Source organism: Tsukamurella paurometabola DSM 20162 (assembly GCF_000092225.1).
GTDB lineage: Bacteria > Actinomycetota > Actinomycetes > Mycobacteriales > Mycobacteriaceae > Tsukamurella > Tsukamurella paurometabola.
Genome location: NC_014158.1, coordinates 354635 through 373259 on the forward strand (window position 1 = coordinate 354635; position 18625 = coordinate 373259).

At 68.5% G+C, this 18625-nt stretch carries 14 protein-coding genes; 5 read left to right on the forward strand and 9 right to left on the reverse strand.

The window, feature by feature from the left end; all coding sequences use genetic code 11:
- The first annotated feature begins 34 nt into the window (after positions 1 to 34).
- Positions 35 to 2227: a 3-hydroxyacyl-CoA dehydrogenase NAD-binding domain-containing protein gene (locus TPAU_RS01650; RefSeq protein WP_013125031.1), complete on the forward strand. Its 2193-nt coding sequence runs from the start codon at positions 35 to 37 to the stop codon at positions 2225 to 2227.
- An 86-nt stretch (positions 2228 to 2313) separates the two neighbouring features.
- Here the strand turns inward: TPAU_RS01650 and TPAU_RS01655 are convergent, their stop codons facing one another.
- The 4 genes from TPAU_RS01655 to TPAU_RS01670 all read right to left on the reverse strand — a co-directional run bounded on the left by TPAU_RS01655 (position 2314) and on the right by TPAU_RS01670 (position 6877).
- Complete coding sequence (locus tag TPAU_RS01655) at positions 2314 to 2958, reverse strand: HdeD family acid-resistance protein (protein ID WP_013125032.1); 645 nt, start codon at positions 2956 to 2958, stop codon at positions 2314 to 2316.
- Between the two features lie 83 nt (positions 2959 to 3041).
- A complete protein-coding gene (locus TPAU_RS01660) occupies positions 3042 to 3659 on the reverse strand; it encodes a DUF1269 domain-containing protein (protein WP_013125033.1) in 618 nt (205 codons plus the stop codon).
- Positions 3660 to 3960: 301 nt separating this feature from the next.
- Entirely contained in the window at positions 3961 to 4725 is a 765-nt protein-coding gene (locus TPAU_RS01665) for a GAF and ANTAR domain-containing protein (protein ID WP_245537828.1), read from the reverse strand.
- 121 nt (positions 4726 to 4846) lie between these two features.
- Positions 4847 to 6877: a M13 family metallopeptidase gene (locus TPAU_RS01670; protein ID WP_013125035.1), complete on the reverse strand. Its 2031-nt coding sequence runs from the start codon at positions 6875 to 6877 to the stop codon at positions 4847 to 4849.
- A gap of 160 nt (positions 6878 to 7037) precedes the next feature.
- On the opposite strand from TPAU_RS01670, the gene TPAU_RS01675 reads away from it, so the two are divergent.
- Positions 7038 to 9098, forward strand: a complete 2061-nt coding sequence (locus TPAU_RS01675; protein ID WP_013125036.1) for a CocE/NonD family hydrolase — start codon at positions 7038 to 7040, stop codon at positions 9096 to 9098.
- 12 nt (positions 9099 to 9110) lie between these two features.
- Here TPAU_RS01675 and TPAU_RS01680 read toward each other — a convergent pair whose 3' ends face one another.
- Positions 9111 to 9836: a pirin family protein gene (locus TPAU_RS01680; protein ID WP_013125037.1), complete on the reverse strand. Its 726-nt coding sequence runs from the start codon at positions 9834 to 9836 to the stop codon at positions 9111 to 9113.
- A gap of 94 nt (positions 9837 to 9930) precedes the next feature.
- Here TPAU_RS01680 and TPAU_RS01685 point away from each other — a divergent pair, with 94 nt between their 5' ends.
- Complete coding sequence (locus TPAU_RS01685; RefSeq protein WP_049825746.1) at positions 9931 to 11541, forward strand: NTF2-like N-terminal transpeptidase domain-containing protein; 1611 nt, start codon at positions 9931 to 9933, stop codon at positions 11539 to 11541.
- Here TPAU_RS01685 and TPAU_RS01690 read toward each other — a convergent pair.
- From TPAU_RS01690 to TPAU_RS01700, 3 genes are all read right to left on the reverse strand, one after another.
- Complete coding sequence (locus TPAU_RS01690) at positions 11531 to 11971, reverse strand: DUF3054 domain-containing protein (RefSeq protein ID WP_013125039.1); 441 nt, start codon at positions 11969 to 11971, stop codon at positions 11531 to 11533. The two genes, TPAU_RS01685 and TPAU_RS01690, sit on opposite strands and share 11 nt — an antisense overlap.
- A gap of 57 nt (positions 11972 to 12028) precedes the next feature.
- Positions 12029 to 13153 (reverse strand): GGDEF domain-containing protein, encoded by a 1125-nt coding sequence (locus TPAU_RS01695; RefSeq protein WP_013125040.1) that lies wholly within the window; start codon positions 13151 to 13153, stop codon positions 12029 to 12031.
- Between the two features lie 268 nt (positions 13154 to 13421).
- Positions 13422 to 14612 (reverse strand): lysylphosphatidylglycerol synthase transmembrane domain-containing protein, encoded by a 1191-nt coding sequence (locus TPAU_RS01700; RefSeq protein ID WP_013125041.1) that lies wholly within the window; start codon positions 14610 to 14612, stop codon positions 13422 to 13424.
- Positions 14613 to 14709: 97 nt separating this feature from the next.
- On the opposite strand from TPAU_RS01700, the gene macS reads away from it, so the two are divergent.
- Together macS and TPAU_RS01710 are read left to right on the forward strand one after the other, a co-directional pair.
- The gene (gene macS, locus TPAU_RS01705; protein ID WP_013125042.1) at positions 14710 to 15915 is read left to right on the forward strand and encodes a MacS family sensor histidine kinase; all 1206 of its coding nucleotides are present in this window, start codon (positions 14710 to 14712) and stop codon (positions 15913 to 15915) included.
- Positions 15897 to 16556 (forward strand): response regulator, encoded by a 660-nt coding sequence (locus tag TPAU_RS01710; RefSeq protein WP_041944243.1) that lies wholly within the window; start codon positions 15897 to 15899, stop codon positions 16554 to 16556. The genes macS and TPAU_RS01710 overlap by 19 nt, the downstream gene beginning before the upstream one ends.
- Here the strand turns inward: TPAU_RS01710 and TPAU_RS01715 are convergent.
- Complete coding sequence (locus tag TPAU_RS01715) at positions 16553 to 18580, reverse strand: copper-translocating P-type ATPase (protein ID WP_245537950.1); 2028 nt, start codon at positions 18578 to 18580, stop codon at positions 16553 to 16555. The two genes, TPAU_RS01710 and TPAU_RS01715, sit on opposite strands and share 4 nt — an antisense overlap.
- Positions 18581 to 18625 lie beyond the last annotated feature (45 nt).

Here is an 18625-nt window from a genome sequence, read left to right on the forward strand (position 1 = left end):
CGCCCCGACTTCAGCAACAGGAGACTAGAAATACATGTCTGACAACATGATTCGCTGGGAGCAGGACGCCGACGGCATCGTCACGCTGACGATGGACGATCCGAACAGCTCCGCGAACACGATGAACGAGCTGTACGGCACCTCGATGCGGGCCACCGTGGATCGCCTCGAGGCCGAGGTCGACAGCATCACCGGTGTCGTGCTCACCTCCGCGAAGAAGACCTTCTTCGCCGGTGGCAACCTGACCGAGATCCGCAAGGCCACCAAGGCCGATGCGCAGCAGGTCTTCGACAACGTCCAGGAGATCAAGAAGGATCTGCGCCGCCTGGAGAAGCTGCCCAAGCCCGTCGTGGCCGCCATCAACGGCGCCGCTCTGGGCGGTGGCCTGGAGATCGCCCTGGCCGCCAACCACCGCATCGCGGCGGACGTCAAGGGCAGCAAGATCGGCCTTCCCGAGGTCAGCCTCGGCCTGCTCCCCGGTGGTGGCGGCGTGACCCGCACCGTGCGGATGCTGGGCCTGCAGGGCGCTCTCATGGGCGTGCTGCTCCAGGGGCAGCAGATGGCTCCGGGCAAGGCCCAGAAGACCGGCCTGGTGAACGATCTGGTCGGCACCGTCGAGGAGCTCGTCCCCGCCGCGAAGGCGTGGATCAAGGCGAACCCCGAGGCCGCGACGCAGCCGTGGGATGTCAAGGGACACCGCATCCCCGGTGGCTCGCCGATCGACAAGACGCTGGCCCCCAACGCCCCGGCGTTCCCGGCCAACCTGCGCAAGCAGCTCAAGGGTGCGCCCATGCCCGCACCGGAGGCCATCATGGCCGCCGCCTTCGAGGGCACCTACGTCGACTTCGACACCGCGCTCGAGATCGAGTCGCGCTACTTCACCAAGCTGGCCACCGGTCAGGTGTCGAAGAACATGATCAAGGCGTTCTTCTTCGATCTGCAGCACATCAACGGTGGCGGTAGCCGTCCCGATGGGTACGAGAAGTACCAGGCCAAGAAGGTCGGCGTGATCGGCGCCGGCATGATGGGCGCGGCCATCGCGTACGTCTCGGCGAAGGCCGGTATCGAGGTGGTCCTCAAGGACATCGATCAGGCCGCCGCGGATCGCGGTAAGGACTACAGCGTCAAGCTGGAGGAGAAGGCGCTCGCCAAGGGTCGCACCACTCAGGAGAAGTCCGACGCCCTGCTCGCCCGCATCCACCCGACCGTGGATCCGCAGGACTTCGCGGGTGTCGATCTCGTCATCGAGGCCGCGTTCGAGTCCGTCGAGGTCAAGAACAAGGTCTTCCAGGAGATCGAGGACATCGTCGAACCCGACGCCATCCTGGGCTCGAACACCTCGACCCTGCCGATCACCATCCTCGCCGAGGGCGTCAAGCGCTCCGAGGACTTCATCGGCATCCACTTCTTCTCCCCCGTGGACAAGATGCCCCTGGTCGAGATCATCAAGGGCGAGAAGACCTCCGACGCCGTGCTGGCCAAGGTGATCGACTACACCCTGCAGATCAAGAAGACCCCGATCGTGGTGCACGACAGCCGCGGCTTCTTCACCTCCCGTGTGATCGGCACCTTCATCAACGAGGCGCTCGCCGCCATCGGTGAGGGCGTCGACCCGGTGTACCTGGAGCAGGCGGGCCAGCAGGCCGGCTACCCGGCCGCGCCGCTGCAGCTGACGGACGAGCTCACGCTCACCCTGATGCAGAAGATCCGCAAGGCCACCGAGGATGCGCTCACCGCTGAGGGCAAGCCGGTTCCGCAGCACGGTGCCTTCGCCGTGGTCGACTGGATGGTCGAGAACGGCCGCACCTCCAAGAAGGACGGTGCGGGCTTCTACGACTACGCCGACGGTAAGCGCACCGGCCTGTGGAAGGGCTTCCAGGAGCACTTCAAGTCGGGCAGTGTGACGCCGGACTTCGCCGAGCTCCAGGAGCGCATGCTGTTCATCGAGTCGATCGAGACCGTGCGCTGCTTCGACGAGGGCGTGCTGGAGTCGGTCGCGGATGCCAACATCGGCTCCATCTTCGGCATCGGCTTCCCCGCGTGGACCGGTGGCGTGCTGCAGTACATCAACGGCTACGAGGGCCGCCCGGGGACGCCCGCCGAGGGCCTCACCGGTCCGAAGGCCTTCGTCGCGCAGGCGAACGCCCTGGCGGCCAAGTACGGCGAGCAGTTCACCCCGCCGGAGTCGCTGGTGGCCAAGGCTGAGGCGGGCGAGACCTACGAGTAGGCCTCCCGCTTCACGCTAGCGCGCGACGAAACGCCCCGGACCTCCGATGGAGGGCCGGGGCGTTTCGCGTGGGTGGAGCGGTGCGATCAGACCTGCGGGATGGCCTTGTTGGCCGAGGAGCGGATCTGGAACGCGTGCACGACCTGCACCAGGCCGATGATGATCAGCGCGATGCCGGTGCCGTAGGTGAGCGGGGCGATGGCGTCGTACGGGTAGATCACCACGATCACACCGGCGATCGTGAACAGGATCGAGGCGAAGATGCTCAGGATCCGGTGCGGGGTGCCGTTCGGCAGGTCCAGGCCGACGGCGAAGCCGACGATGCCCTGGATGAGCCAGCCGACACCGATCCAGATGGCCAGCATGACCAGCGAGTCACCCTCGCTGCGGAAGGCCAGCACGGAGAGCACGATCGACAGCGCACCCGAGATGAAGGTCAGGAAACGCCACCAGTTGCTCTCGGACTTGATCGGACCGAACACGGTGTAGAGCTGCAGAATACCGATCAGCAGCAGGTAGATCGCGAACAGCACACCGACCACGCGGAGCGTGGGCGAGGGCCAGGCGAGGATCACGGCGCCGAGGACGATCGCGACGATGCCGATACCGAGAACGGACTGCCACACCTTGGTGACAACATCGGAGGCGTACCCACGGACCTCGTCGACGAGAGAGTGGCGCGGCGGCTGCTCCTGCGGAGCCGACGCCGACGACGTGGTGTCAGTAGTCACTTACTTCCTACTTTCCTGGTGGACCCGTTTCTTGGGTCCGATTTGATGGTGTGAATCCGCCGACGGTGTCGACGGGAAGAATCTTACGATCCGCTGGAGATGTTCAGCTTTTCCTTAAGCTTGTCCACGCGGGCGTGTCGGTCGGCCGACCGGTCGGCCTTCTTCTCCTCGCGGACCTTCTTGCGGGCCGCCGCGGCGGCCTCGTCGGCGGCCTCCTCGGAAGCGTCGATCTCGTCGAGCACCTCGCCGGTCGGCTTGCGCACCAGACGGGCGCCGGAGCGCGCGGCGAGCCCGTCGATCGCATCGTGCGAGCCCTCGACCACATCGGCGAGCAGGGCATTGGCGCCCGGCGGGATCGAGCTGGACAGGGCGGCGATCACCGAGTCCGAATCGTCGGCGCGGGAAAGGTCCCAGGCGCCGCCGATGAGTGCGCCGCTGGCCCAGCCGAGCAGGGCGCCCACGGGGCCGCCGAGTACTCCAACCAGCACTCCGAGGGTGCTGCCGCCGAGCGTGGCGAGGCCGACGGTGCCGGAATCGCCCTGCGGAACGGTGAGCGTACCGTCGGCACCGCGCTCGACGACCGCGGACTCGCGGACCTCGACGGCGCCGGAGTTGCCGAGCTCCGTGAGTCGGCTCTGCGCCTCGTACGCGGGTGCCGTGGTGGGCCACGTCAGTAGGACGACGTTCTCCTCTGAAGCCACAGTGAATCTCCTCCCGATCAAACTGCGATGTCTAATGCAGCGCGTCGACGGGCGGCACGCCGCTGACAGTGGAGCACGGCAGCCGTGCGATTGCACTGTGGGGGCGCAAAAAGCTACTGGTTTGCGACAAGTTCGCAGTATGCGCGATACGTTCTTGATGATCGCAATGGCGAATCAGATCAGGTTATCCGAGAGGGTCGCCTGAACGGCGGGAATCGAAAATGTGAACGCCCGGTGAACCGGTCGACGCGTCGCGCACCGGTGTGGCGCCCCGGAGGATCGGCGGCGACGTCTGCGGCGTCTAGTCCGGACCCGCCTCGATCACCTGCTCGGCCACCTCGGCCAAGCGCACGTTGCTGTCCTGCGAGAGCCGGGCCAGCAGCCGGAAGGCACCGTCGGAGTCGAGCTTGTAACGCTCCATGATCATGCCCTTGGCCTGGCCGATCACATCGCGCGTGGTGAGTGCGGCGCGGATCTGCTCCTTCTCGCGTACCGCCGAGAAGGCGACCGCGGCGTGCACCGCGAACAGCGAGCCGATCGACTGCGATTCCGCGTCGAAGGCGTTCGCCTCGCGCGCCATCAGGTCGAGGGTGCCGTACGCGTCGTTCTGCACGTACAGGCAGAACGACAGGATCGACCCCACGCCCGCCTCTTTGGCGGCCTCCGCGAATCGCGGCCAACGCGGCTCGGTGGCGGTGTCCTCGACCAGGATCGTGGTCGATTCGAAGGTGGCGCCCACGCTGGGCCCCTCCTCCAGCTCGCGTTGGACATCCGCCACCCGCTGGGCGGCGTCCCCGATCACGACGGGATGGGTGATGCCGCCCTTCGGATCGACCAGCGTGATGCTCGCGAACGAGGCGCCCGGCACCTGGTCGACCGCGAACTGCGTCACCGCGGTCAGCAGCGACTCCGAATCGGAGGACTGCTCCCGCAGCAGTCGCGCGATCTCGCCCATCCGCTCGCTGAGCGTCAGTTCCTCGAGCGGGACCTCTTCCGCCGGCGGTGCCTCGTGCACGGTGCCGAGGACCGAGGGGAGCTGTTCTGTGGACTGCTTATGTGCTGGCACGGCCACCCGTTCTCCGCACCTCGATGCGGGGTGCGGGCTTACGTACGTGGTCAGTCCGCCGGCTGCTGGACGGCTGTTCTCGTTTTCGACAGTTTGCTACAGAATCGCTACCGATCAGTAATCACCATATCGAGACGCGACGCTCCGGGGCCAAAAACAGCGTGTCGCCCTCGGTGACGCCGAACGCGGAGTAGAACTCGTCGAGGTTGCTGGCGATGGCATTGCACCGGAACTCGGGCGGCGAGTGCGGATCGATCGCCAGGCGCCGGATGGCCTCCTCGGGGCGGCTCTTGCCGCGCCAGATCTGGCCCCAGCTGTAGAAGACCCGCTGCAGGCCGGTGAGACCGTCGGCTTCGGTCGATGGGTCGTCGACGGTGCCGCCCGCGCGCTCGCGTGCGATGCCGTACGCGACCAGGGCGATACCGAGGCCGCCCAGGTCGCCGATGTTCTCGCCGACCGTGAAACCGCCGTTGACGTGGTGCTCCGAGTCGGCGCCCAGCTCCCGCGGGGTGAGCTCGTCGTACTGCTCGATCAGCGCACGGGTGCGCTTGCCGAACTCCTCGCGGTCGGTGTCGGTCCACCAGTCCTCGAGGTTGCCGTCACCGTCGTACTTGGCACCCTGATCGTCGAAGCCGTGTCCGATCTCGTGGCCGATCACCGCCCCGATTCCGCCGAAGTTCACCGCATCGTCAGCGGTAGGAGCGAAGAACGGCGGCTGCAGGATGGCGGCCGGGAAGACGATCTCGTTCATGCCCGGGTTGTAGTACGCATTGACCGTCTGCGGGGTCATGAACCACTCGTCGCGGTCCACCGGCGCTCCGATCTTCGCGAACTCGCGGTCGTGCTCGGCGGCGTTGCCGCGGCGCACGTTACCCAGCAGATCATCGCGCTGGATCTGCAGCGACGAGTAGTCGCGGGCCGCATCCGGGTAGCCGATCTTCGGGGTGAACTTGCCCAGCTTCTCCAGCGCCCGCTCCCGCGTGGCCGGTGTCATCCAGGGGAGCTCGACGATCCGTCGGCGGTAGGCCTCCACCAGATCGGCGACCAGGGCCTGCATCCGCGCCTTCGAATCGGCGGGGAAATGCCGGGCGGTGTACAGCTCGCCGACCGCGAAGCCCAGATGTTCCTCGACCAACCCGACGCCGCGCTTCCAGCGTTCTCGGTTCTCCGTCGCACCGGTCAGCGCGGTCCCGTAGAAGGCGAAATTCGCCGCGACCAGCTCATCCGAGAGGTACGGGCTCCGCGCGCGCAGCACCCGCCAGGCCAGCCAGGTGCGCCACTGCGCCAGCGGGCGGTCGGACAGCAGCGCCGCCGCGTGCGTGACGAAGGACGGCTGTCGCACATTGACCTCGGCGAAGACCTCGGCGAAGGCCTCGGCGGCGGTGAGTGCGGCAGTCCACGCCCGCAACTGCAGGGCGGGCGCCTCGGTGCCGAGGTCGGCGAAAGTGCGCAGGTTGTAGGACTTGTCGGCGTCCCGGCGATCCACCACGTTCCAGTGGCCCGCCGCGATCGCGGTCTCGAGGTCCAGCACGGAGGCGGCAGCGGCGTCTTCTTCTCCGGCCGTGACGATGCCCTCGAGGAGAGCGGGTGCGAGCCGGGTGGCGAGCCGGAAGGTGTCGGCCACGTGGGCGGTGAACTTCGCTCGCAGCGGCGCGTACTGCTCGTCGCGGTAGTACGCCTCATCGGGGAGCGAGATGCCGCTCTGGGTGACCTGCACCAGGTACCGATCCGAGCGCTTGGCATCCGTGTCGACGTAGTAGCCGAGCAGGCCGCCGACGCCGGTGCGCTGCAGCCGCCCCAGCACGGTCGCCAGATCGGTGGCGGAGTCGGCCCACCGGATCTCGGCGATCTCGTCGGCCACCGGAGCCACGCCGGCCGCCTCGATCGCGGCCGTGTCCATGAAGCTGGAGTAGAGGTCGCCGATCTTGGCGGCGTCGCCGGTGGCCGCGGCGTCGGCCGCCGCCTCCTCGACGATCTCTTTCACGTGCAGCTCTGCGGCATCGCGCAGGGCGTAGAAGGCGCCGTCGGAGGAGCGGTCCGCGGGGATCTCGTGACCGTCGAGCCACTTGCCGTTGACGTGGCCGAACAGGTCGTCCTGCACGCGGATATCCGGGTCGACGAAGCTGAGGTCGAGTGCTGGTTCGCTGGTCACCCGACCATCCTGCCAGGTAGCGGCCGAACCTTCAGGTATCCCAATATGTGGGAATGTTATTCACCAGTCTTTTCTGTAGCGAACCTGAGTATTAGGGTTTCGTGCGATGTATTCCACAATCCGGGTTGCGGTGTGACGTGACACTCCACGGAGGAACTCCATGATTCTGAATCGGCTCGGGCGCGCGCTCACCGCGCTCCTCGCAGTAACCGTGATCGTCGCCGGAGCGGCGGTGCCCGCACTGCGCGCGCCGGCGGCCGCGGAACCGTGGAAGCCGGGTGCCGGTGTGGCGGGGATGATCAATCCAGAGTGGATCGCCTCGCACGACGGCCCTTCGCAGTACCCGCGGATGGCCACCGAGTGGGATGTTCCTATTCGCATGTCCGACGGCACTGTATTGCGCGCCAACATCTTCCGGCCCGCCGATGCGTCCGGCAAGGCGATCGAGACCGCGATGCCGACGATCGTCAACATGACGCCCTACACCAAGTTCATCAGCACCATCGTGACATTGGTGACCAACGTCCCGGTGCTGTATCCGGCACTGGTGGGACTGCTCAATCTGTTCAACTTCTCCGGCACGCCGATCGCCGGGGTGGACGATCTGCGCAACACGCTCAACGGTGGCCTGCTCAACACCTTCACCGTGGATCAGAAGCTGGTACAGAGCGGGTACACCCAGGTGGTGGTGGACGTGCGCGGCACCGGCAATTCGCAGGGCGTGTGGCAGGTCTTCGCTCAGCGCGAGCAGCAGGACACCGTCGAGGTGCTGGACTGGATTCGCAAGCAGAGCTGGACCAACGGCCGGTTCGGTATGGCAGGCGTGTCGTATTCGGCGATCAACCAGTTGCAGGTGGCGTCGAAGAATCCCGAGGGACTACAGGCCCTGTTCCCGGTGGTGCCCGGCGCCGATATCGCCGCGGACATCGTGGCGCCCGGCGGCGGGCTCGGCGTCGGCTTCATCGGTCCCTGGCTCGCCATGGTCAACATCCTCAAGTTCATTCCCGATCTCCGGTCGCTGCTCAACGGCACCTTCGATTGGAAGTGGTTGCAGGACAGGCTGCAGAACCCCGCGGTGTTCGTCCCCGAGCTTCTCACCGGTGTCTTCTCGCCCACCGTGGAGGGCCTCACCCCGACCACGAAGGAACTGATCAACAAGGACTCGACGCTGCGCGCCGCCTTCCAGACGCCTCTGGACAAGGTGACCACGCCCACGTTCGCGCTCGGTGGCTGGAACGACCTGTTCACCAACACCGAATGGCGTCTGCCCACGGCGCTGAGTGCGCTGTCCACGGCCAAGAAGAAGCTCATCATGGGCGACGCCGCACACGTCACCGTCACCAACGATATGGGCGGAGTGGGGCAGCCGACCCGTGCCGACGTCCTGCAGAAGGCGTGGTTCGACAAATGGCTCAAGGACGCCGATAACGGTATCGACAACTATGCGCCGGTCACGGTGCACCGGATGGGTGGCGGCTGGTGGCAAGGGGACACCTTCCCCGAGCCCGAGCAGAAGTACCAGCGCATGTACCTCTCCAGCCTGCCCTCGGGTACCGCCCCGACGGCGCTCTCGGACAACAGTCTTCAGACGTCACCTCCGAAGGTTCCGGCGCGCCGCACGGTGGGGCCGGGGCTGTCGACGCTGTGCTCGAACGACACCGGCCAGGCGATGTTCGGTCTGCTGGTATTCCAGGGGTGCACCAAGGACAATCGCGTCGCCGAGATGAACGCGCTCACCTTCACCTCCAAGCCGGTGGGCAAGCCGACCGTGATCTCCGGACCGATCAACCTGCGGCTCAACACAACCCAGGACGCCAAGGACGCCTACTGGAGCGTGATGGTCACCGACGTCGGCCCCGACGGCAGGTCCGAGAAGATCAGCTCCGGTCAGCTCACCACCTCGCTGCGGCAGATCGACGAATCCCGCAGCACCCGCACTGCGGGTGGAGACATGGTCGATCCGTACTACAAACTCAATCTCGCCGACCGGCAGCTGGTAGCCCCCGGACAGGTGGTGCCGCTCGACATCGGCACCCACGCCGTGAGTGCCGTGCTCAAACCCGGGCACCGGCTGCGTGTCGATGTCTTCGCGCTCAATCTGATCAAGGCGATGACCGTCGGACCGGTGACCGCGGAGACGCAGTTCCGGCCGCAGCACGTACTGATCGATCCGAAGCAGCCCAGCTACCTGGTGGTGCCATCGGATCGGCCCCTGCCGTGAGCTGGTGACAGGTCAGTCGCCGAGCCGCCGGTGCATCTCCCAATAGAGGAGTTCGGCGCCGCCGGCTCCCGCGGTGATCCGGATCCCGTCGGCGATCGTCCGCAGCGAGTCGCCGTCGACGAGCGCTCCCGTGCCATCGGCGACCGCCGACCCCGCCGCGACGTAGAGGTGCCCGAACGGCGCTTCCGGAAGGTCGACGGTGGCTCCCGGCGCGAGTCGTGCACAGTGCAGCGTTGCGCCGCGGGCGCCGATCCGGATCGCGGCGTCCCGCGCCGGATCGCCCGAGGCCACGGTCACCAGGCCGCCGCGGTCCACGTCCGCGCTCACCTCGCGTTGTTCGTACGACGGCGCGGCGGAGGCATCGTCGGGCGCCAGCCACATCTGGACGAAACGCACGCCGGCCCCGGCCGGTTCGGGCCGGTCGTTGCGCTCGGAATGCAGGATGCCGGTGCCCGCGCTCATCCGCTGCGCCAGACCCGGATACACCACTCCGGCATGCCCCTCGCTGTCCTGGTGGACCAATGCGCCCCCGAGCACCCAGGTGACGATCTCCACCGCGCGATGCGGGTGGGTGTCGAAGCCGCGACCGGCTGCAACGCTTTCGTCGTTGCAAGCCAACAACACTCCGTGGTGAGTGTTCGCCGGGGCGTAGTGATCACCGAACGAGAAGCAATGGCGCGATCGAACTCCGGGCATCTCGGACGCCGCCCGGTCCGCGGCGGTGACGAGCACGTGCATATCCCAAGGATGCCACGTGTAAGTGGGTAAACTGCGGCGTCAGGAGTGGCGAAGGTCGTGACAGCGGCAGGCGGGAGACGATGTGAGACCGAGCGTGGGGCGACGTACCGGGGCTGCCGCGCTGGTCTCTCTCCTGCTCCTCACGCTCGCTGCCTGCGGCGACGACGAGACCGCGGACGTCACGAAGATGCTCGACGGATACGCCGCCGCGATCGGCGAGCGCAATGCGGTGGCCGCGGCGGGCTTCACCTCCTCGCCGGATGCCGCGAGCGGCGTGATCGGCCGGACCCTGCGCGATATGCGGCCCGAGAAGGTGAGCGTCAAGGCCCAGAACGTGCAGCGCTACTCCGGCGGTAACGCCACCTTCGATCTGAAAACGCAGTGGAACTTCGGCAAGGGCCGCGACTGGGAGTACACCACCAAGGGCAGCGCGTCGAGTCTGTCGATCGGCTGGCGCATCTCCTGGGATCCCGCCGTGCTCGCTCCCGGCCTCACCACCAGCACCGCGATCCGGCAGATCCGCACCGACGCCCGTCCTCCGAAGGTGTTCGCCCGGGACAACTCCGAGCTGATGTTCGCCGGTACCGTGCACAAACTCACCGTCGACCCGAACCAGACCACGAACCTCACCGACAGTCTGACCCGGGTCGCGAAGATCGTGGCCCCGGTCGCGCCACTGGTGACACCGGAGAGCCTCGCGGCGAAGGCCAAGGCCGATCCCGGTAAGCCGGTGCCGGTGGTGGACCTGCGCGGCGATGACTACGCGGTGCTCGAGGACAAGCTCAAGGCGGTGCCCGGCCTGCGGGATACCGAGGCACCCGATCTGCTGATCGCCAACCGGCAGCTGTTCTCCCCGCTGTTCACCGGGATCAAGGGGGCCTGGCAGGCCAACCGCGACGCCACCGCAGGGTGGGCAGTGCAGTTGGTGACGGAGGAGAAGCCGCCCACGCAGGTGGTGGGGTTCCAGGGGCCGCCCGGTCCCGATCTGAAGACCTCGATGGACCCCAAGGTGCAACTCGCGGCCGAGAACGCCGTGGTCCAGCTGGGCCAGCCCGCCGCGATGGTCGTTGTCTCCATCAGCAGCGGCGCCGTCCTCGCCGCGGCCCAGAACAACCAGGCCAGTCTGGAATCGCCGGACTGGGCGCTCACCGGTCTCTCCACCACCGGCCCCGTGCTGGCGCCGGTGTACTCCGAGGTGAACTCCGCCGCCGGCAAGGACACCGGTAAGCAGGCGGGACTGCTGTCGCCGCTCGGGCTGGGCACCGCCTTCGCGATGACGGGGGTCACAACCGTGACCGCCGAGCTGCCCGGCACCGGCGGCCGGCCCGCCGCCGAACTCGGCGCCGACACCATGAAGGCCTCGCCCTTCGGGCTCGCGGTGTTCGCGTCGGCGATCGCGAAGGGCAAGACCACCGCGCCCTACGTCGTGCAGGGGCAGACCGCCACGCCGAGCGCCCCGATGGGCGATGTCGACGGCACGATCCTCGCGGCGGTGCGCGCGAAGATGGAGGCCACCGTGTCACCGTCGGGCGACGGCAGTGACCTGGTGTCCAGCAAGGTGAAGGGGCTGGTCGGTACGAACGGTCCGCAGGGACCGGGCTGGTTCGTCGGCTACCGGGGCGACCAGGCCTTCGCGATCATGGTCAGCGGCGAACGGTCGGGCAGCGGATCGCTGCAAGTCGCCGGTTCCTACCTCACGCAGTAGGGACGTCGGGACCCGAGACCGCCTCGGCGCTACGGGCACGCCGCGCCAGCACCACCTGCGCGATCGCACGCCAGCCGAGCAGGAAGATTCCCAGCACGATCGCCGTGACGATCACGAAGCTCACCTGCACGCCGTCCTCGGTGAGCAGGCCCCGCGCCGTCATACCGACCGCCACCGTCGAGACCCAGATGATGACGCCCTCGGGGAAGATCCGACCGGGGGAGAAGGTCTGCGCCCGGCCCGGCTCGTGCCCCCGGATCGCCGACAGCACGTAGGCGAAGGCCCAGCCCACGGCGAGCGCGAGCAGAAACGGCCACGAGGTCTCCGCGACACCCGCGGGCGAGAGCGATTCGCCGTGATTGAACCGCCCGATGGATGCGAACAGCACCACGAGCAGTGCGTCGATGACGGCGATGACCGGAATTCGCATGAACTCCACCGTAGATCATTCCCGTACGCCGTCGTCCCGGCGATGCGGCGGCGGACCTCAGAGCACCGGGTTCCCGGGGGCCACCGCGACCGCATCGCCGGTTCGTTTCGCCTGGTACATGGCCTCGTCGGCGGCGGCCAGCAAGCGGTCGATCAGGCCGGGATCGGTGGCCGGGGCATCGTCGACCGCCACTCCGATACTCGCGGTCACGGCGCTCGCGCCGACCGGGGGGACGGCGGCGATTCCGCGACGGATCCGATGCGCCAGATTCGTGCATTCGGCCTCGTCATGACCTACGACGAGCAGTGCGAACTCATCGCCCCCGAGCCGCGCGACCAGGGCGTCGACGCTCGCGCCGATCGAGCGCAGTGTCCGGGCCACCTGCACCAGCATCTCGTCGCCGGCGGTGTGACCGTGGGTGTCGTTGACCGCTTTGAACCGGTCGAGGTCGACGACGATCACCGCGGCGTGTTCGGCGGCGGGGGAGCGGCGCATCGCCCATGTCGCCCAGATGGTGTGCAGGCCACGTCGATTGAAGGCGCCGGTGAGCGGGTCTGTGCCGGCCTCGGCGGTGTCGAACCAGGAGAACGACATACCGAACTGCATCGTCGCCGGCACGCCGATCGTGGCGCCGATCAGGATCGCCGCCCCCAGAAGCGTCTGCGCCCAGCCGTAACCGGGCAGCACCGGGAGAGTCGACGCGGCGATCGCGGCGAAGATCAGTGCCGCGTTCACCAGGAAGGCGCGGGTGGAGAGGATCAGCGCGCCGAACGTCGCGATCATCGCCAGGCTCGCGACGCCCAGTGCCGCCGCGAGCGGTTCGTTCTGGGTGGACGAGGCCACGTAGATCGCGATGATCGACGACGCCACGAAGACGCTCGCCCAGCGCGCATTGGGTACCTCGCCGAGCTGCCAGCGGACGGCCCAGAACAGGGCCACCGCACCGCACACCGTCAGCCGCACCACATCGACGACGGTGAGCGGTCGTACCAACGGGATCAGGGCGATGGACATCAGGCCGAGCAGCGCTGCGCAGACGCTGACCACCACGCGGATCATCGGTAGCAGGGATCGGTTGTGGAGGTAGGCGATCCGCTGGTCGTAGCTCGGCCCACCCCGCCACCACAGGGCCACCAGGGTCCGCAGGTTCTCGCGGCCGTGGTCCGGCGAGACATCGGGCACGACACAGATTTTACTGCGGTTGCCCGCCTGCGGGACCGGCTCCGACGACTTCCGGCGGTGGTGGGGCGGCCACGCCCGTGGGGTCGGCACTCGGCCGGGACGCGGTCCTCCCAGACGCGCCCCGGCCGGGCCTTACCCCCCCGGTTCCCCCCGTCGCCCCTCCCCCCAGGGACGCGGTGTGAGCGTGTTGGTCGCCCGCTCACGAGGAAGACGATGCCCGGGCGGGCTTCTGTTGCGGTTGCACGTCGCTTAAGGCGCAGGTAATGGGCTACGCGGGGCCCGGCGGTGTGCCAGGGGAGTCGTCGTCGGGCCCGCTCTTCGCCGCGTCGGTGCCCGGGGCGGTGCCGGTCTCGGCGTCCGATCCGTCGCCCGGGCCGCCGTCCGCACCGGCGTCCGGGTCGACATCCATGGTGTCGCGGTAGCTGACGAAGAACACGATCCACCCGATGATCACCACCAGCAGGTAGCTCACCAGGCGGTACAGGATGGTCGCGGTGAGCGCCTGGCTGGCGGGCATCCCGGCCAGCACCAGGGCGGGGACCAACGCGGCCTCGACCAGGCCGAGGCCGCCGGGGATCGGGCTGATCGTGTTGACCACCTTCGACGCCGCATAGGCTCCCGCCAGCGCAGCCAGGCCGGGCGCATCGCCCACGGCGTAACAGGCGAAGGCGAGGCAGGCCACGTCGGCGACCCAGTTGAACAGCGACCACCCGAAGGCCTCGACACCGTAGCGGCGGCTCAACTTCACCGCCTGGAGCTGATCGAGGATCTCCTTCCACCGGGCCAATCCGGTGTCCTCGGGCTTGTTCCGCAGGTCGTTCACCCAGCGGATCAGACGCGCGCCCACCACGTACAGGCCGTCGGGGTGCGAGGCGACGTACTGCATCATCACGATGAACACGACGAGCAGCGCCACGGAGAAGACGACCGAGTAGGGACTGGTCTTGGCGCCCGCGAGCAGGCCTCCGACCAGCCCGAGGACGGCGAGACCGGACGACATGAGCAGGCCGCTCATCACGATCTGCCAGGCCGCGATCACGCGGGACGCGCCCCACATGCGGGTGCGCCGGTACACCAGGGTGGGCGCCAACACCTGGCCGCCGGGAAGGGACTGCGAGACGGCGTTGGAGGCGAACTGCAGGCCCAGGACCTGCATCTGCTTGACCCGCACTCCGGCCGATCGCAGGAGCACCCGGGTCACCTGCGCATACGAGTCGAAGGAGAACCACACGGCGATCACGCAGGCGATCACCCACTCCCACTGGATATGGCGCAGTTCCCGCAGCGATTTCGCGACGGTGGGCCAGAAGTAGACGGCCTCGAACGCGAGGATCGCCGCGATCAGGACCAGGACGCCGCGGCGCACCCACTTCAGGCGCTCGCGGGTGATGAGCGTGGACTTCCCGGCGTCATCGTCCGGGGTCGGCTCGTCCGGATCGGTCGATTCGCGGTCGCTCATCACCGTCCTGCCCGTTCGTGTGCGCGTGGTGCGCCCTGACTTCTCCCCGTTGTCCGGGACGATCGGCGCCAGCCTACTCACCGGTTACCGTGAGCACATGGATGGCACCGTGTCCCGGCTGCGGCGCGTCGTACCCACCGGACGCGACGACGAGTCGCACCGGCCCGGCGACGACGACCCCCGGGCACCGCTGTGGCGGGGTGCGCAGTACTTCCGCGCGATCTCCGTGATCTACGCCGTGGGACGACACATCGACGAGGCCGGGCGGTACGAGCGGATCGGGTGGAGCTGGGTGCTGATCGGGCTGCTCGTGGCCTTCAGCGCGCTCGCGGCCCTCGCCTATGTGCGCGGGTTCGGCCGGAACCGGTGGTTCGTGGGCGGGGAGTTCGTGGTCGCGGCGGCGTTGGCATTGTCGACGTGGCTCGTGGCCTCGCCCGGTTTCACGCAGTTCAATCAGGCGCTGCCGACCACGCTGTGGCTCACCAACCCGGTGGTCTCGGCCGCGATCCTCGGTGGCCCCGTCGCGGGACTGATCGGCGGCGTCGTGATCGCCGCGGTGAACGCGATCTACCGGGACGTGTTTCCGGAGAGCACGCTGCGCGATGCCAACTACCCGGTGTTCATGTCCGTGGGCCTGGGGCTGGGCGTGGCCGCACGGATGGCCACCAAGTCCCGCGAGCAGGTGCGCGCTGCCGAACGAGTCGCCGCGGAGGCCCGGGCCCGGGAGCGGCTGGCCCGGGAGGTGCACGACGGGGTGCTCCAGGCGCTGGCCTTCCTGTCTCGGCGGTGCGCTGAGCTCGGCGGTGCGGCGACCGCATTGGGCGAGCTGGCCGCACAGCAGGAGCGCGCATTGCGCCGGCTCATCGCCGAGAGCCCCGATACGGCTGGACCGGACGAGGCCGGCGGCACCGTCGACCTGCGGGAGCTGGTGCGCCCGCTGGCCACTGCCGCGCGGAGCCCGGTGACCCTGGCCGAGCCCGGCGGTCCGGTGGCCCTGCCCGCGGGTACCGCCGCAGAGGTGGCGGCCGCTGTCCGGAACGCGCTCGACAACACCGCCCGGCATGCCGGGCCCGGTGTACGCGCCTTCCTCCTCATCGAAGACGTCGGGGACGCCGTGCTCGTGACGGTGCGCGACGATGGCACAGGAATCGCACCGGGACGGCTCGATGAAGCGCGCGCGGAGGGCAGACTGGGTGTATCGGAGTCGATCGTGGGCCGGATACGGGCACTGGGTGGCCGCGCCGAACTCACCACCGATATCGGAGAAGGGGTGGAGTGGGAACTGTGGGTACCTCGGAACTAGACGATGCGGCGATCCGTGTACTGGTGGTCGACGATCACCCGATGTGGCGCGACGCCGTGGCCCGCGACCTGGAGGCACGTGGCTTCACCGTGGCGGGTACGGCCGATTCGGTGGCGGCCGCCGGCCGGATCGCGGGCGCAGTGCAGCCGACCGTGGTGCTGATGGACATGTCGCTGCCCGATGGTGACGGTGCCGCCGGGACCACACTGGTGCTCCAGCACGCACCGCAGGCCGCGGTGCTAATCCTCTCGGCTTCGGACGAACGCGAGGACGTGGTCGAGGCCGTGAAGGCCGGAGCCTGCGGCTATCTGGTCAAGAGTGCTTCGGCCGAGGAATTGGTGGCGGCGGTCCGCGCCACCGCGGCGCACCAGCCGGTGTTCACCCCCGGTCTGGCCGGACTGGTGCTCGGTGAATTCCGGCGCATGGCCGCCGAACCCGAGCCGGCCGGCCCGCAGCTCACTCCCCGCGAGACCGAGGTGCTGCGGCTGGTGGCGAAAGGCTTGTCCGCCAAGCAGATCGCCACCCGATTGCATCTGAGTCACCGTACTGTCGAGAACCACGTGCAGGCGACGCTGCGCAAGCTCCAACTCGGGAACCGAGTGGAGCTCGCGCGGTACGCCTTGGAGAACGGCCTGGACTAGCGGCGCTGCAGGATCCTGGCGGTCACGGTCTGCGGCCGTAGATCGAGCCGGCGCAGGAGCTGCGCGTTGAGCGCAACCACCACGGTGGACAACGACATCAGGATCGCGCCCACCGACATCGGGAGGACGAACCCGATCGGGGCCAGCACGCCGGCGGCCAGCGGCACCGAGATCAGGTTGTATCCCGCTGCCCACCACAGGTTCTGCTTCATCTTCCGGTACGAAGCGTGGGACAGTTCGATCACCGACAGCACCGACCGAGGATCGTCGCCGGCCAGGATCACCCCGGCCGAGGCGATGGCGACGTCGGTGCCCGCGCCGATCGCGAGTCCCACGTTCGCCTGAGCCAGTGCGGGTGCGTCGTTCACACCGTCGCCCACCATGGCGACGATGCGGGTCTCACCCTGCAGCTCGGCGACCTTGGCGGCCTTGTCCTCCGGTCGGACGCCGGCGTACACCCGGTCGATGCAGAGTTCATCGGCCACGGCGTGCGCCACCGCCTCGGCGTCGCCGGTGATCATCACCACCTGGATTCCCAGGGCGTGCAATGCATCCACCGCCTCGCGGGATTCCGGGCGCACCTCGTCGGCGAGGGCGAGCGCACCGATCACGGCACCGTCGCGCAGCACGTGCAGGATGATCGCGCCGCGCTCGCGCCAGGCGTCGGCGGCGGGCAGTTCGCGAACGTTCTCCTCCGCCAGGAGGTTCGGCCCGCCGACGCGGATCGTCGCGCCGTCCACGACAGCCGTCACGCCCACGGCGGGAGAGCTGGTGAACCCGGTGGCCGCGGGCACGGTGAGGCCGCGGTCGCGGGCGCTGCGCACGATCGCCCTCGCAAGGGGGTGCTCGCTGTCCGCCTCGGCCGCCGCGGCCAGCGCGAGCACCTCGCCGCCGCCCACGATCTCGGTCACGACGGGCTCGCCGCGGGTGAGCGTGCCGGTCTTATCGAAGAGCACGGTGTCCACGGTGCGCATGGTCTCCAGCGCCATCCGGTCCTTGACCAGCACGCCTGCCTTCGCGGCGCGTTCGGTGGCGATCGAGACCACGAGCGGGATCGCCAGGCCGAGGGCGTGCGGGCATGCGATCACCAGCACGGTGATGGTGCGGATCACGGCCTGATCGGGCTCGCCGAGCACCGTCCAGACCGCGGCGGTGAGCGCGCCGGCCCCCAGGGCGTACCAGAACAGCCAGCCCGCGGCCCGATCGGCGAGTGCCTGTGCCCGCGATGTGGAGTTCTGCGCCTGTTCCACCAGCCGGCCGATTCCCGCGAGCGCGGTGTCGTCGCCGGTGGCGGTGACCCGCACGCGCAGACCGGAATCGGTGGCGACGGTACCCGCGGTCACGGTCTCGCCCACGGTCCGCTCCACGGTCTGCGATTCGCCGGTGATCATCGATTCGTCCATGGCGGCGCGGCCCTCGACCACCGCGCCGTCCGCGGGCACGCTGCCGCCGGGGCGGACCACGACCACATCGCCCACGCGCAGCTCCGACGGTGCCACGATGACGACCGCACCGTCCTCGATGCGTTCGGCCTCCTCGGGCAGTAGCGCGGCGAGCGAGTCCAGCGCGGAGGTGGTTCGGGCCAGTGAGCGCATCTCGATCCAGTGGCCCAACAGCATGATCACGATGAGCAGTGCCAGCTCCCACCAGAAGTCGAGCTGGTGGTGCAGCAGGCCCAGGCTGGCGCCCCAGGAGGCGACGAAAGCCACGGTGATAGCCAGCCCGATCAGCAGCATCATTCCGGGCCGGCGGGCCTTGATCTCGGAGACTGCACCGGTGAGGAACGGGCGTCCACCCCAGACGTACATCACTGTGCCGAGGATCGGGGAGACCCACGCCAGGCCCGGAACGGCCGGTAGGGAGTACCCGGCGATCATCGCGAACATGTCCGAGAGCGCCACCACCGGAACGGCCAGCATCAGCATGATCCAGAACAGCCGCCGGAACTGGGCCACATGATCGCCGTGGCCGCCGTGGCCGCCGCCGTGATCGGTCGCCGTGTGATCCAGGGCTGTGTGATCCATCGACGCGTGGTTCATCCCGCTGTGGTTCATGCGATCGAAGATATA